The sequence below is a fragment of the Janthinobacterium violaceinigrum genome (assembly GCF_009208555.1).
Classification (GTDB): Bacteria; Pseudomonadota; Gammaproteobacteria; order Burkholderiales; family Burkholderiaceae_D; genus Janthinobacterium; species Janthinobacterium violaceinigrum.
The window spans coordinates 83141-103619 of the sequence record NZ_WFLI01000007.1 but is presented as its reverse complement, the minus strand read 5'-3'; the positions used below and the strand labels follow the sequence as shown (position 1 = coordinate 103619).

Here is a 20479-nt window from a genome sequence, read left to right as displayed (position 1 = left end):
AGCTGTCATGGACTTTGAACTGAGCGACGAGCAGCGCGAGTTCCAGCAGGCGGCGCGCGCGTTTGCCGAAGGCGAACTGGCGCCGCACGCGGCGCATTGGGATGCGGAATCGATCTTCCCGGTGGAAACCATTGCCAAGGCGGGCGAGATGGGCTTTTGCGGCCTGTACACGCCGCAGCGCTGGGGCGGCCTGGGCCTGTCGCGCCAGGATGCGGCCATCGTGTTTGAAGAGCTGGCGGGCGGCTGCACCTCGACCACGGCCTACATCACGATCCACAACATGGCCACCTGGATGCTGTCGCGCTGGGGGCAGGAAGCCCTGTGCGACGAGTGGGTGCCGGCCCTGGCCGCCGGCCAGAAGTTGGCCAGCTATTGCCTGACGGAACCGCAATCGGGTTCCGACGCGGCGTCCCTGCGCACGAAAGCCGTCAGGGACGGTGACTTTTACGTACTCGATGGCACGAAAGCGTTTATTTCCGGCGCGGGCCAGACGGACATGCTGATCGTCATGGCGCGCACGGGCGGCGAGGGCGCGGCCGGCATTTCCGCCTTTGCCGTGCCGGCGAATCTGCCCGGCATCGTGTATGGCAAGAAAGAAGAAAAGATGGGCTGGAACAGCCAGCCCACGCGCATCATCAGCTTCGACCAGGTGAAAGTTCCTGTTGCTAACTTGCTGGGCGCGGAAGGCGAAGGCTTTGCCATCGCCATGAAGGGCATCGATGGCGGGCGCATCAATATTGCCGTGTGCTCGGTGGGCACGGCGCAGGCCGCCCTCACGCGCGCGCAGGCCTACATGAAGGAACGCACGCAGTTCGGCCGCGAGCTGGCGCAATTCCAGGCGCTGCAATTCAAGCTGGCCGACATGCTGACGGAACTGGTGGCGGCGCGCCAGATGGTGCGCCTGGCGGCCTGGAAACTGGACCAGGAAAGCCCGGACGCCACGGCGTATTGCGCCATGGCAAAACGCTTCGCCACGGATGTGGGCTTCAATGTAGCCAACGATGCGCTGCAACTGCATGGCGGCTACGGCTACATCCGCGAGTACCCGCTCGAGCGCCATGTGCGCGACACGCGCGTGCACCAGATCCTGGAAGGGACAAATGAAATCATGCGCCTGATCGTCGCGCGAGCGATCTTGAAAGACGGCGCCACGGAGACCTTACGATGACCAAAGTGTATACCAATCTGCTGCTCGAGCGCCGTGGCCACACGGCCCTGGTGACCCTCGACAACCCGCCCGCCCACACGTGGACCCTCGCCAGCCTGAACGCGCTGAGGGACCTGGTGGCCGACCTGAATGGGGACCCGGACGTGTATGCGCTGGTGATCACGGGCGGCGGCGCCAAGTTCTTCTCGGCCGGCGCCGACTTGAAAGTGTTTGCCGACGGCGACAAGGACATGGCGTTCAAGATGGCCGCCGCGTTTGGCGAGGCGTTCGAGGCGCTGTCCGCGTTTCGCGGCGTCAGCATCGCCGCCATCAATGGCTATGCCATGGGCGGCGGTCTCGAATGCGCGCTGGCCTGCGACATCCGCATCGCCGAGGAACACGCGCAGATGGCCTTGCCGGAAGCATCCGTCGGCTTGCTGCCGTGCGCGGGCGGCACGCAGCACTTGCCGTGGCTGGTGGGCGAAGGCTGGGCCAAGCGCATGATCTTGTGCGGCGAGCGGGTCGACGCGGCCAAGGCCCTGGCCATCGGCCTGGTCGAGGAAGTCGTGCCGACCGGCAAGGCTGCCGCCACGGCGCTGGCGCTGGCCGCCAAGGTGGCCCGTCAAAGCCCCAGCAGCGTGACGGCGTGCAAGACCCTGATCCAGGGCGCGCGCAGCCATCCGCTGGTCGCTTCCCTGCCCGATGAACGCACCCTGTTCCTGGGCCTGTTCGATACGCAGGACCAGAAAGAAGGCGTGCAGGCCTTCCTGGAAAAACGGCCGGCGGAGTGGAAGAATGGTTGAAATCGTCAATGTCGAGACAGTGAAACTGGAAGAGCGCGACTGTCCCGGCGGCATGAAGCTGGGCGTCATCACGCTCGATGCGCCGAAGTCCCTGCACGCCTTGACCCTGGACATGATCCGCGCCATCGATGGCGCCCTCGTGCGTTGGGCCGCTGACGACGCCGTCGCCTGCGTGGTGCTGCAATCGTCGACGGACAAGGCATTCTGTGCCGGCGGCGACGTGCGCAGCCTGCGCGGCGCCGTCGTGGAGCAACCTGGCGTCGTGCCCAACCCGCAGGCGCTGGCTTTCTTTGCCGAGGAATACCGGCTCGACCACCGCATCCATACGTATGCGAAACCGCTGCTCGTGTGGGGCGGCGGCATCGTCATGGGCGGCGGCCTGGGCCTGATGGCGGGCGCCAGCCACCGTGTGGTGACGGAAAGCACGCGCATCGCCATGCCGGAAATCACGATTGGCCTGTTCCCCGACGTGGGCGGCAGCTGGTTCCTGGGCCGCATGCCGGGACGCAGCGGCCTGTTCCTGGGCTTGACGGGCGCACCGCTGAACGCGGCCGATGCCCTGTTTGCGGGCCTGGGCGACTATTTCCTGCGCCAGGAAGAGCGCGTCATGGTGCTCGACGCGCTGGCGCTGGCGCAATGGCAAGCGAGCCCGCAGGCGAACCACCAGCAGCTGGGCCGCTTGCTGCGCGGCTTGTCGGCGCCAACGTCCATGCTGCCCGTCTCCGAAGTGCGCGCCAACTTCGACGCCATCGCCGCGCTGACGCAAGCGCCCACCTTGCCCGAAGTGGTGGCCGCCATCGCCGCGTATGACGGCGATGTGGCCTGGTTGCAAAAGGCCGCCCACTCGCTGGACAAGGGCGCGCCCAGTTCGGCCGCCCTGGTATGGGCCATGCGCGAGCGCACGCGCCACATGAGTCTGGCGCAAGTGTTCCAGCTGGAACTGATCGTTGCCGTGCAATGTTGCGCCCATGGGGACTTCAGCGAAGGCGTGCGCGCTTTGCTGATCGACAAGGACAACGCGCCGCAGTGGCAGCCGGCCAGCCTGGCTGACGTCAGCGCCGCGTATCTGGACGAGTATTTTACGGCGCCGTGGACGCAGCATCCCTTGGCTGACTTATCTTAAAAGAACAACAGGAGACATACACATGCAACATATCGCTTTCATCGGCCTGGGCAACATGGGCGCGCCGATGGCCCGCAACCTGGTAGCCGCCGGCTTCCACGTATCCGTGTACGACCTGGCGCCGGCCGCCGTGGCTTCGCTGGTCGAGGCGGGCGCCACGGCGGCCGCGTCCGCCAGCGCGGCCGTGCAGACGGCCGATGCCGTCATCACCATGCTGCCAGCCAACAAGCACGTGCAGGAGCTGTACCTGGCGGCCGGCGGCGTGCTCGATTCGGCCAAGCCGGGCGCCCTGTTCATCGATTGCAGCACCATCGCCGCCGATGTGGCGCGCCAGGTGGCGCAGGCGGCCGGCGAGCGGGGTTTTGCCATGATCGATGCGCCCGTCTCGGGCGGCACGGCGGGTGCAGCCGCCGGCACGCTGACCTTCATCGTCGGCGGTAGCGAAGCGGCCTTGCAGCAGGCGCGGCCCCTGCTGGAAAAGATGGGCAAGAACATTTTCCATGCGGGCGAGGCGGGTGCGGGCCAGGTGGCGAAGATTTGCAACAACATGCTGCTGGGTATCTTGATGGTCGGTACGGCCGAGGCGCTGAACCTGGGCGTGGCGCATGGCCTCGATCCGAAAGTGTTGTCCGACATCATGGCCAAGAGTTCGGGCCGCAACTGGACCCTGGAAGTGTACAACCCGTGGCCCGGCGTCATGGAGGGCACGCCCGCGTCGCGCAACTACACCGGCGGCTTCGGCACGGCGCTGATGCTGAAAGACCTGGGACTGGCGCAGCAGTCGGCCTTGTCGGCTAACGCGCCCACGCCATTGGGCGGCCTGGTGCGCCAGCTGTACCAGATGCATGCGCAGGCGGGATATGCGCAGCAGGATTTCTCCAGCATCGTGCAAATGCTGCAGCCTGGTTTGCAGACGCCTGCCGCCTGAGAAATTTTGGGCAAAAAAAAGCCCGCTGGTGAAAGCGGGCTAAATCCAATTCTTGGAAGAGTTGGAGGAGACAGATGCATTATGCTGCATCGCCACATATAACTCCAATTTATCTTTGGAATATCAACTATAGATTTCTGTGATATCTCTTCCTGGCAGCCGCAAAACGGCTGCCAGTGTCACCGCATCAGGCCGGATTGCAGATGACCTGTACGGTGGTCACATTCGCTTCGCCCATGACGCCGACGCCGGTGTTCGGGGCCACGTCGCACTTCAGGCCAGTCGGCTGCGTAAACACGCTGATGCCATACTTGTCGCCATCGGCAACACGCGTTCCCAGGGTGAAGGTCGTGCTGGACTTGAGTACCGTGGTTTGCGACGTGCCGTTGATCAGGACCAGGCCGTCGGCTGTCAGGCCCGTCACCGTGCCGCCCACCGTATAGGTGTTTTGCAAGCACGAGACCGCTGCCTGGATGCTCAGGTAGTGGCCAGCCGAACCGGAACCGCCACTGATGCCGCAAGTCATGTGGGCGGGTTGTTGTTGCACGGTAATGTCGTACTCGGTGCCATAGTCGATGCGCTGGGCAAAGGCAAACTTGGTCTGGCCCGATGCAATCGGGAGGTTGACGCCACCGTTGGCCAGGATCAGGCCGTTGGTGTTCAGGTTGCTGACGGTGCCGCCGACTTCATACGAGGCCTTGCCGCCGCAAGCGGCCAGTCCCAGGGTCAGCAACAGCGCGGTCAGCGGGCGCAGGCAGGATAACTTCATGTATTTCTCCAATGCAATATAGTAGTGACGAAGCGCGTGGCTTACAGCGCCGTGCAGTTCAGTGCGGTACCGGTCGTGGCGGCTGAACCCATGGTGCCGTTGACAACGCGGCCGTCGGCGCTGGTGTTGGCAGAGGCCGCGAATTTGCACGTCTGGCCTGCTGGATAGGTCGATATGGAAATATTGTAGGCAATGCCGTCATCGATGGCGGGGAAGGTATAGGCGGTACTGCCTTTGAGCGGGCTGGTGCTGAGATTGCCGATCGCCAGGGTCAAGCCGTCGGCGGTCAAGCCCGTGATGGCGGCGCTGAGCGGGTAGGAATTGGTCTTGCACGTCACCACGGCCGTGGTCACGGAGTAGCTCGATGCCTTGCCCGCGCCATTGGCGATACTGCAGACGGCGCCCTTGGGCTGCTGCGCGATGGTGATGTCGTAGCGGTCATCGGTATTGACCAGCTTGGTGAAAACAAAGCTGCTCTGGCCCGCAGGAACCGGCAGGCTTTCCCCGTTATTCAGCAGAATCAGGCCATCTTTGGCCAGGCCGCTGACTGCGCCTTGCAGATACAGGTTGCCGCCGCTGCCGCCGCAGGCTGCCAGTGTGGCGGCGCAAGCCGCCGCCAGCATCGAGCGCAGGTACAAATTTTTCATACATTCTCCAAAACGAATTAGGTTGGGTAGCGCAACACGGACGCTGGCGCCGCATTGGAATGGCGCCTATTTTAGTCTATCTGGCAAGCTCGATGATCTTGCCTTGTATCACCCTGTAACAATTTTTCTCCGGGAAGCGCTGGCCTGGCCCCATTTCACGGGGGCGCAGCCATGCTGGCGGGGGCGATCGGTGCGACAATAGATGCAGGCTGCGCACCGTGGCGCGGCATTCACCGTGAGTCCCATGTCCCTTGCTCCTGTAAAACCCGCCGTGCCGCCCAAGGCCATCCTGTTCGACCTCGACGATACCCTGTGGCCCATCGCGCCCGTCATTGCCGCCGCCGAAACGCTGTTGCATGACTGGCTGGCCACGCATGCGCCCAAGGTGGCGCGGCAGTTTTCCATCGAGGTGCTGCGCCAGCACCGCTTGGCCATGCTCAACGAACAACCGCATTTCCATGGCAACCTGATCGAGTTGCGCCGGGCCGGCCTGCTGTCCGCCTTCGAGGCGGCCGGCGAAGATCCCGCCCTCGTCGACGGCGCCATCGCGCAGTTCCTGGCCGCGCGCAACCGCGTCCGGCCGTATGACGACGTGTTGCCCGGCCTGGCCTGGATGCGGCAACGCATGCTGGTCGGTTCCATCTCGAATGGCAATGCGGACCTTGAAATTATCGGCCTGGCGCAGCATTTCAAGGTATCGATCGCCGCCAGCGAGTTTGGCGTGGCCAAGCCCGATGCCAGCATCTTCCTGGCCGCCTGCGCGGCGCTGGACGTGGCGCCCCATGAAGCCGTGTATGTGGGCGACGACCTGTATTTCGACGTGACGGGAGCGCAAGGGGCGGGCATGCGGGCCGTCTGGATGAACCGCAAGGGCAGCGATGCCCACCTGGCCGCCGGCGTGCAGCCCGACGCCATCTGCGCCAACTTTGACGACTTGCTGCTGTGGTTGCAGCAGCAACTGGAAGATTGATCGCCGCGAAACGGGCGAACGTGCATAATAGGCGCTGTTGATGCACGTTCGGCCGCTTTCGCTGCCGCTTGCCTAAAAGAATACTTGCTTAAATAAAACACCATGCAACTCGATACACGTGCCCAAACACTGCTGAAAGCCCTGGTCGAGCGATATATCGCCGACGGCCTGCCGGTCGGTTCGCGCGCCTTGTCGAAAATTTCCGGCCTGGACCTGTCGCCGGCCACGATCCGCAACATCATGGCCGATCTGGAAGAGCTCGGCTATGTGTCCAGTCCGCACACCTCGGCCGGACGCATCCCCACGCCGCGCGGCTACCGCATCTTTGTCGACACCTTGCTGACCGTCCGGCACCTGGACGAGCACCTGGTGGAGTCGCGCATGCGCCTGCAGACGCCGCAGCCGCAAAAAACCATCGCCAACGCGGCGCAGATGCTGTCGTCGCTGTCGCAGTTTGCGGGCGTCGTGCTCAGCCCGCGCCGCGAATCCGTGTTCCAGCAGATCGAGTTCCTGCGCCTGTCGGAAAAACGCATCCTGCTCGTCATCGTTGCCCCCGGCGGCGACGTGCAGAACCGCCTGCTGCTGACGGAAGCGGATTACACGCCGGCGCAACTGGTGCAATCGGCCAACTATATCAATCAGAACTATGGCGGCCTGTCGTTCGACGCCGTGCGCGTGCGCCTGCAGGGCGAATTGCGCCAGTTGCGTGACGATATGGGCAGCCTGATGCAGGCGGCCGTGGAAGCGGGCAGCGAGGCGATGGCTGACCATAGCGACGACATGGTGATTTCCGGCGAGCGCAACTTGCTCAGCGTGAGCGACCTGTCTTCGAATATGCATTCGCTGCGCCAGATGTTCGACATGTTCGAGCAAAAGACGGGCTTGATGCAGCTGCTCGACGTGTCGAGCAAGGCGACGGGTGTGCAGATTTTCATCGGCGGCGAATCGAACCTGGTGCCGATGGATGAAATGAGCGTGGTGACGGCGCCGTATGAAGTCAACGGCAAGATCGTGGGAACGCTGGGAGTGATCGGACCGACGCGCATGGCTTACGAGCGCGTCATCCCGATTGTCGATATCACGGCCAAGCTGCTGTCAAGCGCACTGAGCCATCATTGATCGTACTGCCTGATGCGCTGGCCGCCCCATGGGAGCGGCCAGCTGTGGTCAGGCTGTTTTGTGCGGGCAAGCCGTCTTGATGCAGTTGCCGTAGATGGCCAAAGCGTGTTCGGCGATCTTGAAGCCGCGCTCTTCGGCCACTTTTTGCTGGCGGATTTCGATTTCTTCGTCGAAGAATTCTTCGACCCGGCCACAATCGAGGCACACCAGGTGATCATGGTGGGAACCTTCGTTGAGTTCGAAAATCGCCTTGCCAGTTTCAAAATGGTTGCGATTGAGCAAGCCAGCTTGTTCGAATTGCGTGAGGACGCGGTACACAGTTGCTAAACCGACATCCATATTGTCGGCCAGCAGAATCTTGTAGACGTCTTCCGCGGTCAGGTGGCGTACCGGGCTACTCTGGAAGATATCGAGTATCTTCAGCCGTGGCAGGGTGGCTTTCAGGCCGCTTGCCTTGAGATCACTAGGATTGTTACTCATGTTTGTTGCTCGTATGTGGGTCAGGTGCTTTATCATATAGCGTTTTAGCGGGGAGTGCCAAAATATGCATTTTTTGGCAGGCCGGCCACTCCTGGCGTTTTGTTCATCAAATTGAGGTCATTTATGCGCGTAACACCGGCTGTATTGCCATCTCTCTGGCACCGTATTTCATTTCGAGCACCAGTCGTGGCAGGCATGGTCTGTGTCGCGTTGGCCATGTCCGGCTGCGCCAGCCGTGGCATCCTTGGCGAAAAGCCGGCCGCCAGCCAAAAAGAAGGCAAGGAACTGGTTCCTGAACAGGGCGCCCAAACGACCACCATTACGCCGCTGCAAAAATTCATGTGGTTTTTCTCGCCGTATCGTCCAGACATTCAACAAGGTAACTTTGTCTCCGAAGAGATGCTGGCCCAGTTGAAAGTGGGCATGACGCGCGACCAGGTGCGTTTCGTCCTGGGCACCTCGCTGCTGACCGATATCTTCCACGCCGACCGCTGGGATTATCCATTCCGCCTGGCCCGGGGCAGTGGCGAAACCACCAGCAGCCGCGTGGTTGTGTACTTCGGCAAGGATGGCAAGGTTGAACGTTTCGAAGGCGGCAACTTGCCGACGGAGAAAGAATACATCGACCGTATCGCGGGCCCGTCGCCGTTCGCCAAGGTCGCCAAGGCTGATGTGCCGGCCGCTGCCGTACCATCGCCCGTGGCGCCGAGCGCCGTGCCCGTGCCGGCCGATGCGGCTCCCGCCATTCCTGTGAGCAAGCCTGACGTGGCTCCCGCACCAGCCACGGCGCCTGCCGCCGAGCCTGCACCCGCTGCCGAACCCACCAAATAAGTTGCTGTAAGAGAATAAAATGACTGAACTGAAAATCGCCATTGCTGGCGCCAGCGGCCGCATGGGCCATATCCTGATCGAAGCGGTCAGCAATGCGCCCGATGCCGTGCTGGCCGGCGCGCTCGACCGCGCAGGTTCGCCTGCTGTCGGCCAGGATGCGGCCGCCTTCCTGGGCAAGCCTGCCGGCGTGCTGATCGAATCAAGCCTGGCCACGGGCCTGGCGAACGCCGATTTCCTGATCGACTTCACGCGTCCCGAAGGCACTTTGCAGCACCTGGCGTATTGCGCCGAGCACGGCATCAAGATGATCATCGGCACCACCGGTTTCGATGACGCGGGCAAGGCCGCCATTGCCGCCGCCGCCGAAAAGACGGCCATCATGTTCGCACCGAACATGAGCGTGGGCGTGAATGTCACCATGAAATTGCTGGAACTGGCCGCGAAAAGCCTGTCCGAAGGCTACGACATTGAAATCGTCGAAGCGCATCACCGCTTCAAGGTCGATGCGCCGTCGGGCACGGCCCTGCAAATGGGCGAAGTGGTGGCCGGCGCCCTGGGGCGCGACCTGAAGGAGTGCGCCGTGTACGGCCGCGAAGGCGTGACGGGCGAACGCGATCCGTCGACCATCGGCTTTGCCACCATCCGCGGCGGCGATATCGTGGGCGACCATACGGTGCTGTTTGCCGGCATCGGCGAGCGCATCGAGATCAGCCACAAGTCGAGCAGCCGCGTCACCTACGCCCACGGCGCCCTGCGCGCCGCGCGTTTCCTGGCGGACAAGCCGACCGGCCTGTTCGACATGCAGGATGTGCTGTCGCTGAAGAACTGAGGAGCACCATGGCCACTGCCATCCTGAATGGAAAAGACATCACCGACGCAGCGAGCTTCCACGCGCAATGTGCGCAAGCGTTCGGTTTCCCCGAGTTCTACGGCAACAGCATGGATGCCTGGGTCGATTGCCTCAGCTACCTGCGCGACGAGGACGGCATGAGCAAATTCCGTTTGAAGCCGAACGAAGTGCTGGATATCGTGGTGCAAGATGCGGAGGCAATGAAGGCGCAAGTGCCTGATTTACTGGAAGAAATCACGTTCTGCATCGCCGGCATCAATGAACGCTATGAAGACTATGGCGAAAAGCCGGCGCTGAAATTGACGCTGAAGTAACGCTGAAGATATAAAAAAACGCCGGACAGTGTTGCCACTGCCCGGCGTTTTTCTTTAGACGACTTTGCGTTCGCGCAAACCGTCGATCTGGCCGCCATCAAGGCCCAGCCATTGCTGCAACACCTCGTCCGTATGCTGCCCCAGCAACGGCGGCGGCAAGCGGTACTGCACCGGCGAGCCGGACAGGCGCACGGGATTGGCCACCAGCGCCACCGTGCCCGCCGTCGGATGCGGCATTTCCACTTTCAAGCCACGCGCCACCACTTGCGGGTCGGCAAAGACCTGGTCGATGCGGTTGACGGGGCCGCATGGCACGGCTTGCGCCTCGAATGCACTGATCCACTCGGCCGTCGTGCGCATGACGGTGGCCTGGCGCATCAAGGGGATCAAGGTCGCCCGGTGTGCCACGCGCTGCGGATTGGTGGCGAAACGCTCGTCCTGCGCCCATTCCGGGTGGCCGGCGATGGCGCAAAAGCGCGAGAATTGCCCATCGTTGCCGATCGCCAGAATCATGTCGCCATCGGCCGTGGGGAAGTCCTGGTAGGGCACGATATTCGGATGCGCATTGCCCATGCGCTGGGGCACTTTTCCCCCGCACAAGTAATTGGCTGCCTGGTTGCCCAGTGCCGCCACTTGCACGTCGAGCAGGGCCAGGTCGATATGCTGGCCCAGGCCCGAGCGCTCGCGTTCGGCCAGCGCCGCCTGCACGGCGATGGTCGCGTACAAGCCCGTCAGGATATCCGTCTGCGCCACGCCCACCTTTTGCGGGCCGGCGCCGGGCTGGCCATCGGGCACGCCCGTGATGCTCATCAAGCCGCCCATGCCCTGGATCAGGAAGTCATAGCCGGCGCGCGCCGCGTACGGCCCGTCCTGGCCAAAGCCCGTGATGGAGCAATAGACGAGGCGCGGATTGAGGGCCAGCAAGCTGGCCGCGTCCAGGCCGTATTGCTTCAAGCCGCCCAGTTTGAAATTTTCCAGCAGCACGTCTGCCTCGGCGGCCAGCTGGCGCACGAGGGCTTGCCCTTCCGGGGCGGCCAGGTCGATGCACAAGGAGCGCTTGTTGCGGTTGGCGCACTGGAAGTAGGCGGCCTCGGCGGTGTCGCGGCCGTCTTCATCCTTCAGGTAGGGCGGGCCCCAGGAGCGCGTGTCGTCGCCGCGTCCCGGTTGTTCAACCTTGACCACGTCGGCACCCAGGTCGGCCAGCATTTGCCCGGCCCACGGGCCGGCCAGCACGCGCGACAGGTCCAGCACGCGCAAGCCGGTCAGCGGCGCGGGCCGCAGGGTGGAAGCCAAGGCGTCCATTAGTTGAACGCGGCGATGCCGGTGATGGCGCGGCCGATGATCAGCGCGTGCACATCGTGCGTGCCTTCATAGGTGTTGACCACTTCCAGGTTGACCAGGTGGCGGATGACGCCGAACTCGTCGGAAATGCCGTTGCCGCCCATCATGTCGCGTGCCACGCGGGCGATGTCCAGCGCCTTGCCGCAGCTGTTGCGTTTCATGATCGAGGTGATTTCCACGGCGGGCGAGCCTTCATCCTTCATGCGGCCCAGGCGCAGGCAGCCTTGCAAGCCCATGGTGATTTCCGTCAGCATGTCGGCCAGTTTCTTTTGCACCAGCTGATTCGCGGCCAACGGGCGGCCGAATTGCTGGCGGTCCATCGTGTACTGGCGTGCTTTCAGGTAGCAGTCTTCGGCCGCGCCCAGCGCGCCCCAGGCGATGCCGTAGCGGGCGCTGTTCAGGCAGGTGAACGGGCCTTTCAAGCCGCGCACGTCGGGGAAGGCGTTTTCTTCCGGGCAAAATACTTCATCCATGACGATTTCACCGGTGATGCTGGTGCGCAAGCCCACCTTGCCGTGGATCTCGGGCGCCGACAGGCCTTTCCAGCCTTTTTCCAGCACGAAGCCGCGGATCGCGCCTTCATCGTCCTTGGCCCAGACGACGAACACGTCGGCAATCGGGCTGTTGGTGATCCACATCTTGGCGCCGGACAGGCTGTAGCCGCCCGGTACCTTGCGTGCGCGCGTGACCATGCTGCCGGGATCGGAGCCGTGGTTCGGTTCCGTCAGGCCGAAGCAGCCGATGTATTCGCCCGTCGCCAGTTTCGGCAGGTATTTCTGTTTGGTTTCTTCGTTGCCGAAGGCGTTGATCGGCACCATCACCAGCGACGATTGCACGCTCATCATCGAGCGGTAGCCCGAATCGACGCGCTCGACTTCGCGCGCGGCCAGGCCGTAGCAGACGTAGTTCAGGCCGGCGCCGCCGTACTGTTCCGGAATGGTCGTGCCCAGCAAGCCCAGCTCGCCCATTTCGCGGAAGATGGCAGCGTCCGTGCGGCCATGGCGGAACGATTCGAGCACGCGCGGCACCAGGCTGCCCTGGCAATAGTCGCGGGCTGCTTCCAGCACGGCGCGTTCGTCGCCCGTCAGTTGTTCTTCCAGCAGCAGGGGGGAATTCCAGTCGAATACGGTTTTGCTCATCACAGGCCTCGCAGGTGAGCGCCGATGATCGGCGCAAGATTGAATATGGCTCATGGTAGGTTTTTGCCTAGCCTTGCGCAAACGATTTTTTCGCACCCAGACATGCGTGCTGCGCATATCTTGCGGCATACTGGCGGTCTTTTACCGGCCGGATATCCCCATGTCACGCAAAATTCCCATGCTGCAAGCCTTGAATTGCTTCGAGGCGGCCGCGCGCCACCAGAGCTACACGCATGCGGCGCGCGAACTGTCGCTGACGCAAAGCGCCGTGTCGCGCCAGATTTCATCGTTGGAAAGTTTTCTCGGTGTGCAATTGTTCCAGCGCACGCGCCATGGCGTGCTGCTGACCAGCGCCGGCGCCGCCTATGCGCGGCAGATCGCGGCGCGCCTCGACGGCCTCGAGCGCGACACGCTCGACACCATGGCGCGCCAGGGCGGTGGCGGCGCCTTGCAGCTCGCTTCCGTGCCCACGTTTGCCACGCGCTGGCTGATGCCGCGGCTGTCCTCGCTGGCGGGGCAGCACCCGGACATCGTCGTGCATATCGATGCCTATACGAAACCGTTCATGTTTGCCGATACGGAATACGACGGCGCCCTGTATGCGGGCACGCCCGAGCAACTGGCGCGCTGGCCCGGCACGCGCGCCACCTTGCTCATGCATGAAGAGATCGTGCCCGTCGCCAGCCCCCGCCTGCTGGCGGCGCGCAGCCATTGGCAGCCGCAGGACTTGTTGGAACTGACCCTGCTGCAGCAAAGTACGCGCCCGGGCGCCTGGCGCCAGTGGTTTGACGCCATGCAAGTGGATGGCGCACTGGCCCGTTATGGCGCCCGCTATGAATTGTTTTCCATGCTGGCCATGGCCGCCGTGCAAGGGCAGGGCGTGGTCTTGCTGCCGCGCATGCTGGTGGAGGCGGAACTGGCGCGCGGCGAGCTGCGCATCGCGTGCGAGCGCCCACTGCGGGGGCAGCGGGCGTATTACCTGATTACGCCGGAAGCGGCGCATGAAAAAACGGCCTTGCAGCAATTCCGGCTGTGGCTGCAAGGCGAAGCCGCCTGAGGCAACTCAAACCACCTTGGCCGTATCGAAATGGGGATTGTCGATGAGGCCGATCTGGTTGCCGAACGGGTCGAGCAATTCCACCGTGCGGATGCCGTCGCCCACGTCCGTGATTGGGTGGTGCAGGGTGCCGCCCAGTTTGATGATGCGCTCGACTTCCTGTTCGATGCCGTCCACGCCCCAGTACGTCACGCTGCCCTGCGTGCCCGGCTCGCCGCCCGGCAGCAAGCCCAGCTCGAAGCCGCCGATGGCAAACCCCACATAAAACGGCTGGTCGAAATACGGCGCCGTACCAAATACCTGGCTGTACCAGGCCTTGGCCTGGTCCAGGTCGGGGACGGGATAGGTGACGGTGCGCAAGCCCTTGATCATGTTCTGCTCCTGTTGGTTGAAATGCATGACGCCATGATGCCACCGGCGCGCGGCGCGCGATTGGAAAAATGGAAGGTGGTCATGCGCGCCGGCCCGTCAGCCATGCCTCGGGCGAGCTGTGGGCGAAATCCTGGAAGTCGTGGATCAGGTGCGACTGGTCGAAATAGCCATATTTCAGGGCCACCTGCGCCCAGTCCGGCTGTCCCGCCAGGCTCTTCACGCCCAGGCTGGCGGCACGGAAGCGGCAGATGCGGGCAAACAGCTTGGGGCTGATGCCGACTTGCTGGCGAAACTGCTGCGCCAGGTGCTGGCGCGACACGCCCAGCTGCCGTGCCAGGCCCTCCACGCGCACCAGACCCTGCGCGCCTTCGATGGCCGCGATGGCGTGGACGGCCACGCTCGCCGGCGCCAGGGGCGGCCCGGCGCGCAGGCGCAGCAGCAGATAATCTTGCAAAATGGCAATGCGTTGCATATTGCTTAGGGGATCGCTCCACAGCGCATCGTCCAGGCGTGCCGCCAGGTCGCGCCCCCACAACTGCTGCAATCCCGCGCGGCCATCGTTGAGTTCACACAAGGGCAGCTGGAAGAAACGCGCCGCCGCGCCCGGCTTGAAGCGGGCCGCCACCGTCTGCACGCGGCCCTGGCTGACGACGGCAATCGGTGCCGTCATCATGCCGACGGCAAAGCTGGCATCGTGCTGGTCCTGGCACAGGATGTCGATGCAATTGTCGGGCAAGACCTGGTGCGTGAGGGGCGTGGCGCCCGTTTGCACGCGGCACGTCCAGACGCAGTCCAGCCAGGGTCGCAGGGCGGGGATGGGCGGATATTCCTGATAGACGATCATGGCCGGCGTTGATGCAAAGAACAAGATTGTGACATATGACACAGCATAATTGGACACCGGCAAAAATATGCGAGACGGGGCCGCCAGCGCGCCGCGCTATCGGGTGGCGACAACCAGTATAATGCTCGGTTCATATCCACTATTGGCCGCACATCATGCAAGATAAATATAGTCCCGCCGACGTCGAACAAGCCGCCCAATCGCACTGGAAGGCGATCGACGCCTATAAAGCCGTCGAACACGACCCGCGTTTCCCAAAAGGCAAGTATTTCGCTTGCTCGATGCTACCTTACCCTTCGGGCAAGCTGCACATGGGGCACGTGCGCAACTATACGATCAATGACGTGATGTACCGCTACCTGCGCATGAACGGCTACAACGTGCTCATGCCGATGGGCTGGGATGCGTTCGGCATGCCGGCGGAAAACGCGGCCATGGCCAACAACGTGCCGCCCGCGCAATGGACGTATTCGAACATCGCCCACATGAAACAGCAGATGGAATCGATGGGCCTGGCCATCGACTGGTCGCGCGAAATGACCGCCTGCAAGCCCGAATACTACAAATGGAACCAGTGGATGTTCCTGAAGATGCTGGAAAAAGGCATCATCTACAAGAAGACCGGTACCGTGAACTGGGACCCGATCGACCAGACCGTGCTGGCCAACGAACAAGTGGTCGATGGCAAGGGCTGGCGTTCGGGCGCGCTGATCGAAAAGCGCGAAATCCCCATGTACTACGCGCGCATCACCGATTACGCGGAAGAGTTGCTGGCGTATGTGGATGACAAGCTGCCGGGCTGGCCCGAGCGCGTGCGCATCATGCAGACCAACTGGATCGGCAAGTCGACGGGCGTGCGCTTCGCCTTCCCGCACACGATCACGGATGCCGAAGGCAGCCTGATCGGCGACGGCAAGCTGTATGTGTTTACCACGCGTCCGGACACCGTCATGGGCGTGACCTTCTGCGCCGTGGCCGCCGAGCACCCGCTGGCCATCCACGCTGCGCAGACGAATCCCGCACTGGCTGCCTTCAACGCCGAATGCAAGCTCGGTTCCGTGATCGAAGCGGACATGGCAACGATGGAGAAGAAGGGCATGCCGACGGGCCTGTTCGTCACCCATCCGTTGACGGGCGCGCAAGTGGAAGTCTGGGTCGGCAATTACGTGCTGATCACCTACGGCGATGGCGCCGTGATGGGCGTGCCGGCGCACGACGAGCGCGATTTCGGCTTTGCCAAGAAATACGACCTGCCGATCAAGCAAGTGATCGAAGTCAAGGGCCAGGAATTCTCGACGGATGCCTGGCAGGAATCGTATGGCAGCAAGGATGGCGTCTGCGTCGCTTCCGGCAAATACGACGGCCTGCATTTCGCCTCCGCCGTCGATGCGGTGGCCGCCGACCTGGCCGAACTGGGCCTGGGCGAAAAGAAAACCACGTTCCGCCTGCGCGACTGGGGCATTTCGCGCCAGCGCTACTGGGGCACGCCGATCCCGATGATCCATTGCGCCGACTGCGGCGTGGTGCCGGTGCCGGAAAAAGATCTGCCGGTGGTGCTGCCGGAAGACTGCGTGCCGGACGGCACGGGCAATCCGCTGAACAAATATGAAGCGTTCCTCCAGTGCGACTGCCCGCAGTGCGGCAAGCCGGCACGCCGCGAGACGGACACCATGGATACCTTCGTCGATTCGTCGTGGTACTACATGCGCTATACCTCGCCAGGCTCGAACGACGCCATGGTCGACGCGCGCAACGATTACTGGATGCCGATGGACCAGTACATCGGCGGCATCGAACACGCCGTCATGCACTTGCTGTACGCGCGCTTCTGGACCAAGATCATGCGCGACTTCGGCCTGGTCAAGTTCGACGAGCCATTCGTGAACCTGCTGACGCAAGGCATGGTGCTCAACGAAACCTACTTCCGCAAGGATGCGGCGGGCAAGACCACCTGGTTCAACCCGGACGACGTGCGCCTGTCGCTCGACGACAAGGGCCGTCCGCAAAGCGCCATCCTGGTGGCCGACGGCCAGCCGGTGGAAATCGGCGGCACGGAAAAAATGTCGAAATCGAAGAATAACGGCATCGACCCGCAAGCGCAGATCGAGCAGTACGGCGCCGACACGGCCCGCCTGTTCACCATGTTCGCTTCGCCGCCGGAACAGACGCTGGAATGGTCGGGCAGCGGCGTCGAAGGCGCAAACCGCTTCCTGCGCCGCGTGTGGAACTTCGGCTACGCGCAGTCGGCCGGCATCCAGGCGGCACTGGCCGGCGGCGCCGCGCCTGCCACGGGCGACGCGCAGAAAAACCTGCGCCGCGAATTGCACAAGCTGCTGCAGCAAGCCGATTACGACTTGAAGCGCATCCAGTACAACACCGTGGTGTCGGCCTGCATGAAGATGCTCAACACCCTGGAATCGGCCAAGCTCGACGACAGCGCGCAGTCGAAGGCCCTGATCGCCGAAGGCTTCTCCATCTTCCTGCGCCTGCTCAACCCTGTCGCGCCGCACATCACCCACGTGCTGTGGCAGGAGCTGGGCTATGCGGGCGTGCATGGCGACCTGCTCAACGCGCCGTGGCCGCAAGTCGACCCGGCCGCATTGGAACAGTCCGAAATCGAGATGATGATCCAGGTGAACGGCAAGCTGCGCGGCTCGATCACGGTGGCCAAGGATGCGGACAAGGCCAGCATCGAAGCGGCCGCGCTGGCGTGCGAAAGTGTGCAAAAGTACGTCGAGACCACGCCGAAGAAGATCATCGTCGTGCCAGGCAAGTTAATCAGCATCGTGGTGTAATCATGACGACCTCCTCTTCCGTATCGCTGCTGGGCGGGCGCGCATGGCGCGCCATGCTGGCCATCGCCCTGACCCTGCTGTTGTCGGCCTGCGGCTTTCACTTGCGCGGTTCGAACGGCAGTTTCATGCTGCCGTTCGCGACGATGTATATCGGCTTGCCCGATACGTCGCCGCTGGCGATCGGCCTGAAGCGCTATATCCGCGCCATCGGCAGCACGGAGGTGGTGAGCACCAAGGATGGCGCCGACGCCGTGCTTGAAGTGCTCAGCGACCCGGAGAGGAACCGTACCAAGACCATTCTGTCGCTGAACAAAAATGGCCGGGTGCAGGAATACCAGCTCGGCTACTCGATCAATTTCCGCGTCGTCGACAAGGCCGGCAACCAGTTGCTGGTACCGACTACCATCAGCCTGGTGCGTCCGATCACCTTCGACGATTCGCAGGTGCTGGCCAAGGAAACCGAGGAAGCGGCGCTGTACCGCGACATGCGCAACGACCTGGTGCAGCAGATCATGCGCCGCCTGGCCGCCATCAAGCCGGTGCTGCCGGCCATGTCGGTGGCGCCAGTGGCGCCCGTGACGCCGGTCGCGCCGGCCGCCCCGCAGCAGTAACGGGGACGCCATGCAATTGCGGATAGACGCGCTCGACGGGCATGTGGCCAAGCCGCTGGCGCAGCTGTATGTGATCACCAGCGATGAACATTTGCTGGCGCTGGAAGCGGCCGACAAGATCCGCCGCGCGGCGCGCGCGCAGGGTTACTCCGAGCGCGACGTGCTGACGGTGGAGCGCAGCTTCAAGTGGGGCGAACTGCTGGCGGCGAACCAGGAGCTGTCGCTGTTTGGCGATAAAAAACTGATCGAATTGCGCATCCCCACCGGCAAGCCGGGCAAGGATGGCGGCGCGGCGCTGCAAAGCTATGCGAAAAACCTCAGTCCCGACAACCTGACCCTGATCACCTTGCCCAAGCTGGACTGGGCCACGCAGAAGGCGGCGTGGGTGGCCAGCCTGCAGCAGGCGGCCGTGTATATCGACATCCCGAATGTGGAGCGGGCGCAGTTGCCGGCCTGGATATCCCAGCGCCTGGCCGCGCAGGGGCAGAGTGCCGAACGGGCCAGCATCGACTTCATCGCCGAACGGGTGGAGGGCAATTTGCTGGCGGCGCATCAGGAAATCCAGAAACTGGGCTTGCTGCATGCTGCGGGCAAGCTGACGTACGAGCAAGTGCAGGACGCGGTGCTGAACGTGGCCCGCTACGATGTCTTCAAGCTGTCCGAAGCCATGCTGGCCGGTGATCCGGCGCGCCTGGTGCGCATGCTCGAAGGCTTGAAGGGCGAGGGCGAGGCGCTGCCGCTGGTCTTGTGGGCCGTCTCCGAGGAAATCCGCACGCTGTTAAAATTGAAGGCCGGCATGGCGCAAGGGCGTCCATTGGGTGCGCTGCTGAAGGAGTACCGCATCTGGGGACCGCGCGAGCGGATGATGGAGCCGGCCCTGCGGCGCATTTCGCTGCCCGTGCTGGAAGCGGCGCTGCAACAGGCGGCGCAGGTGGACAAGATGATCAAGGGCTTGCGCGCCAAGGGCTACGCGGGCGATGCCTGGGACGCCATGCTGCAGCTGGGCCTGAAGATCGCCCGAGGCTAGTTTTTTACTATATGGATACGAGCATGGACATCACAGAATATATGCAGGACGTGGGCACGCGCGCACGCGCCGCGTCGCGCGCCATGGCGCGTGCCGACAGCGCCACGCGCAACCGCGCCTTGAGCCTGATCGCCGCCGCCATCGTGCGCGATGCGGACCTGCTGCGCGCGGCCAACCAGCGCGACCTCGATGCGGCGGCGGCCGCCGGCCTGGCGCCGGCCATGCTCGACCGCCTGACCCTGTCCGACGCCGCCATCGCCACCATGGTCGAAGGCTTGACGCAGATCGTCGCGCTGGCCGATCCGATCGGCGAAATCTCGAACATGAAATTCCGCCCGACGGGCATCCAGGTGGGCCAGATGCGCGTGCCGCTGGGCGTCATCGGCATCATCTATGAAGCGCGGCCGAACGTGACGGTGGACGCGGCCGGCCTGTGCATCAAGAGCGGCAACGCGACGATTTTGCGCGGCGGCTCGGAAGCCATTCACTGCAACCGCGCGCTGGCCAAGCTGGTGCAGGAAGGGCTGCTGGGAGCAGGTTTGCCGGCCGATGCCGTGCAGGTCATCGATACCACCGACCGCGCCGCCGTCGGCGCCCTGATCACCATGCCGCAGTACGTGGACGTCATCGTGCCGCGCGGCGGCAAGGGGCTGATCGCGCGCCTGATGGACGAGGCCACCGTGCCGATGATCAAGCACCTCGACGGCATCTGCCACGTCTACATCGACGCCAAGGCGGATCTGAAAAAGGCGCTGGAAATCGGCTTCAACGCGAAGTGCCACCGCTATGGCACCTGCAACACCATGGAAACCCTGCTGGTGTCGCGCGCCATCGCCGCGACCGTGCTGCCGCAGCTGGCTGAACTGTACCTGACCAAGCAGGTGGAACTGCGCGCCGACCCTGAAAGCCATGCGATCCTGGCTGCCGCTGCCTATCCGCACCTGGTGCCCGCCACCGAGGAAGACTGGCGCACCGAATACCTGGCCGCCATCCTGTCGGTAAAAGTGGTCGACGGCATCGACGAAGCGATGGATCACATCAACCAGTATTCGTCGAAACACACGGAAGCCATCATCACGGAAGACTACAGCGATGCGCTGCGCTTCCTGCGCGAAGTCGATTCCGCTTCCGTGATGGTGAATGCCTCGACGCGTTTCGCCGACGGCTTCGAATATGGCCTGGGCGCCGAGATCGGCATCTCGAACGACAAGCTGCACGCGCGCGGCCCGGTGGGACTGGAAGGCCTGACTTCGCTCAAATACGTGGTCTTTGGCCACGGCGAAGTGCGCAAGTAAGAAACGTAGGTAGTACG

21 protein-coding genes are annotated in these 20479 nt (G+C 63.4%); 14 read left to right on the top strand and 7 right to left on the bottom strand.

Annotation, left to right across the window (positions count from 1 at the left end; all coding sequences use genetic code 11):
• The first annotated feature begins 7 nt into the window (after window positions 1–7).
• From GCN75_RS08325 to mmsB, 4 genes are read left to right on the top strand one after another with little or no spacing between them, the layout of a single operon-like run.
• On the top strand, window positions 8–1168 hold the full coding sequence (locus GCN75_RS08325) for an acyl-CoA dehydrogenase family protein (protein WP_133989165.1): 1161 nt from the start codon (window positions 8–10) through the stop codon (window positions 1166–1168).
• Window positions 1165–1950, top strand: a complete 786-nt coding sequence (locus tag GCN75_RS08320; protein WP_152254840.1) for an enoyl-CoA hydratase — start codon at window positions 1165–1167, stop codon at window positions 1948–1950. The genes GCN75_RS08325 and GCN75_RS08320 overlap by 4 nt, the downstream gene beginning before the upstream one ends.
• Window positions 1943–3073, top strand: a complete 1131-nt coding sequence (locus GCN75_RS08315; RefSeq protein ID WP_152282136.1) for an enoyl-CoA hydratase/isomerase family protein — start codon at window positions 1943–1945, stop codon at window positions 3071–3073. Before GCN75_RS08320 ends, GCN75_RS08315 begins: the two co-directional genes overlap by 8 nt.
• Window positions 3074–3095: 22 nt before the next feature.
• Window positions 3096–4001 (top strand): 3-hydroxyisobutyrate dehydrogenase, encoded by a 906-nt coding sequence (gene mmsB / locus GCN75_RS08310; RefSeq protein WP_152282135.1) that lies wholly within the window; start codon window positions 3096–3098, stop codon window positions 3999–4001.
• A gap of 187 nt (window positions 4002–4188) precedes the next feature.
• Here mmsB and GCN75_RS08305 read toward each other — a convergent pair whose 3' ends face one another.
• Entirely contained in the window at window positions 4189–4770 is a 582-nt protein-coding gene (locus GCN75_RS08305; RefSeq protein WP_152282134.1) for a hypothetical protein, read from the bottom strand.
• Window positions 4771–4811: 41 nt separating this feature from the next.
• On the bottom strand, window positions 4812–5417 hold the full coding sequence (locus tag GCN75_RS08300; RefSeq protein WP_152282133.1) for a hypothetical protein: 606 nt from the start codon (window positions 5415–5417) through the stop codon (window positions 4812–4814).
• Window positions 5418–5661: 244 nt separating this feature from the next.
• On the opposite strand from GCN75_RS08300, the gene GCN75_RS08295 reads away from it, so the two are divergent.
• Together GCN75_RS08295 and hrcA are read left to right on the top strand one after the other, a co-directional pair.
• Window positions 5662–6387, top strand: a complete 726-nt coding sequence (locus tag GCN75_RS08295; protein WP_193317419.1) for an HAD family hydrolase — start codon at window positions 5662–5664, stop codon at window positions 6385–6387.
• Between the two features lie 102 nt (window positions 6388–6489).
• Window positions 6490–7506, top strand: coding sequence for a heat-inducible transcriptional repressor HrcA (gene hrcA, locus GCN75_RS08290; protein ID WP_034745713.1), 1017 nt, complete (start codon window positions 6490–6492; stop codon window positions 7504–7506).
• A 48-nt stretch (window positions 7507–7554) separates the two neighbouring features.
• Here hrcA and fur read toward each other — a convergent pair whose 3' ends face one another.
• Window positions 7555–7986: a ferric iron uptake transcriptional regulator gene (gene fur, locus GCN75_RS08285; protein WP_099761922.1), complete on the bottom strand. Its 432-nt coding sequence runs from the start codon at window positions 7984–7986 to the stop codon at window positions 7555–7557.
• Window positions 7987–8181: 195 nt separating this feature from the next.
• Here fur and GCN75_RS08280 point away from each other — a divergent pair, with 195 nt between their 5' ends.
• Genes GCN75_RS08280 through GCN75_RS08270 form a run of 3 tightly spaced genes read left to right on the top strand, consistent with a single transcriptional unit; the run spans window position 8182 to window position 9981 of the window.
• A complete protein-coding gene (locus tag GCN75_RS08280) occupies window positions 8182–8817 on the top strand; it encodes an outer membrane protein assembly factor BamE (protein WP_226938820.1) in 636 nt (211 codons plus the stop codon).
• A gap of 19 nt (window positions 8818–8836) precedes the next feature.
• On the top strand, window positions 8837–9646 hold the full coding sequence (gene dapB / locus GCN75_RS08275; protein WP_152282132.1) for a 4-hydroxy-tetrahydrodipicolinate reductase: 810 nt from the start codon (window positions 8837–8839) through the stop codon (window positions 9644–9646).
• Between the two features lie 8 nt (window positions 9647–9654).
• Window positions 9655–9981: a barstar family protein gene (locus tag GCN75_RS08270; protein ID WP_152282131.1), complete on the top strand. Its 327-nt coding sequence runs from the start codon at window positions 9655–9657 to the stop codon at window positions 9979–9981.
• Window positions 9982–10035: 54 nt separating this feature from the next.
• On the opposite strand, the gene GCN75_RS08265 is transcribed toward GCN75_RS08270, so the two are convergent.
• Complete coding sequence (locus GCN75_RS08265; protein WP_152282130.1) at window positions 10036–11283, bottom strand: CaiB/BaiF CoA transferase family protein; 1248 nt, start codon at window positions 11281–11283, stop codon at window positions 10036–10038.
• Window positions 11283–12461: an acyl-CoA dehydrogenase gene (locus GCN75_RS08260; protein WP_152282129.1), complete on the bottom strand. Its 1179-nt coding sequence runs from the start codon at window positions 12459–12461 to the stop codon at window positions 11283–11285. The genes GCN75_RS08265 and GCN75_RS08260 overlap by 1 nt, the downstream gene beginning before the upstream one ends.
• A 160-nt stretch (window positions 12462–12621) precedes the next feature.
• Between GCN75_RS08260 and GCN75_RS08255 the strand changes: the two genes are divergently transcribed.
• Window positions 12622–13518: a LysR substrate-binding domain-containing protein gene (locus GCN75_RS08255; protein WP_193317418.1), complete on the top strand. Its 897-nt coding sequence runs from the start codon at window positions 12622–12624 to the stop codon at window positions 13516–13518.
• 6 nt (window positions 13519–13524) lie between these two features.
• Here the strand turns inward: GCN75_RS08255 and GCN75_RS08250 are convergent, their stop codons facing one another.
• Together GCN75_RS08250 and GCN75_RS08245 are read right to left on the bottom strand one after the other, a co-directional pair.
• The gene (locus GCN75_RS08250; protein ID WP_226941199.1) at window positions 13525–13917 is read right to left on the bottom strand and encodes a VOC family protein; all 393 of its coding nucleotides are present in this window, start codon (window positions 13915–13917) and stop codon (window positions 13525–13527) included.
• A gap of 52 nt (window positions 13918–13969) precedes the next feature.
• Complete coding sequence (locus tag GCN75_RS08245) at window positions 13970–14734, bottom strand: AraC family transcriptional regulator (protein ID WP_226941197.1); 765 nt, start codon at window positions 14732–14734, stop codon at window positions 13970–13972.
• Window positions 14735–14889: 155 nt separating this feature from the next.
• On the opposite strand from GCN75_RS08245, the gene leuS reads away from it, so the two are divergent.
• From leuS to GCN75_RS08225, 4 genes are read left to right on the top strand one after another with little or no spacing between them, the layout of a single operon-like run.
• Window positions 14890–17529, top strand: coding sequence for a leucine--tRNA ligase (gene leuS, locus GCN75_RS08240; protein ID WP_152282128.1), 2640 nt, complete (start codon window positions 14890–14892; stop codon window positions 17527–17529).
• A 2-nt stretch (window positions 17530–17531) separates the two neighbouring features.
• Window positions 17532–18140 carry an LPS-assembly lipoprotein LptE gene (locus tag GCN75_RS08235; RefSeq protein ID WP_152282127.1) on the top strand — a complete coding sequence of 203 codons (609 nt, stop codon included), beginning with the start codon at window positions 17532–17534 and terminating at the stop codon, window positions 18138–18140.
• A 10-nt stretch (window positions 18141–18150) separates the two neighbouring features.
• On the top strand, window positions 18151–19167 hold the full coding sequence (holA, locus tag GCN75_RS08230; protein ID WP_058048018.1) for a DNA polymerase III subunit delta: 1017 nt from the start codon (window positions 18151–18153) through the stop codon (window positions 19165–19167).
• A gap of 11 nt (window positions 19168–19178) precedes the next feature.
• Window positions 19179–20462: a glutamate-5-semialdehyde dehydrogenase gene (locus GCN75_RS08225; RefSeq protein WP_405002793.1), complete on the top strand. Its 1284-nt coding sequence runs from the start codon at window positions 19179–19181 to the stop codon at window positions 20460–20462.
• Window positions 20463–20479: the final 17 nt, after the last annotated feature.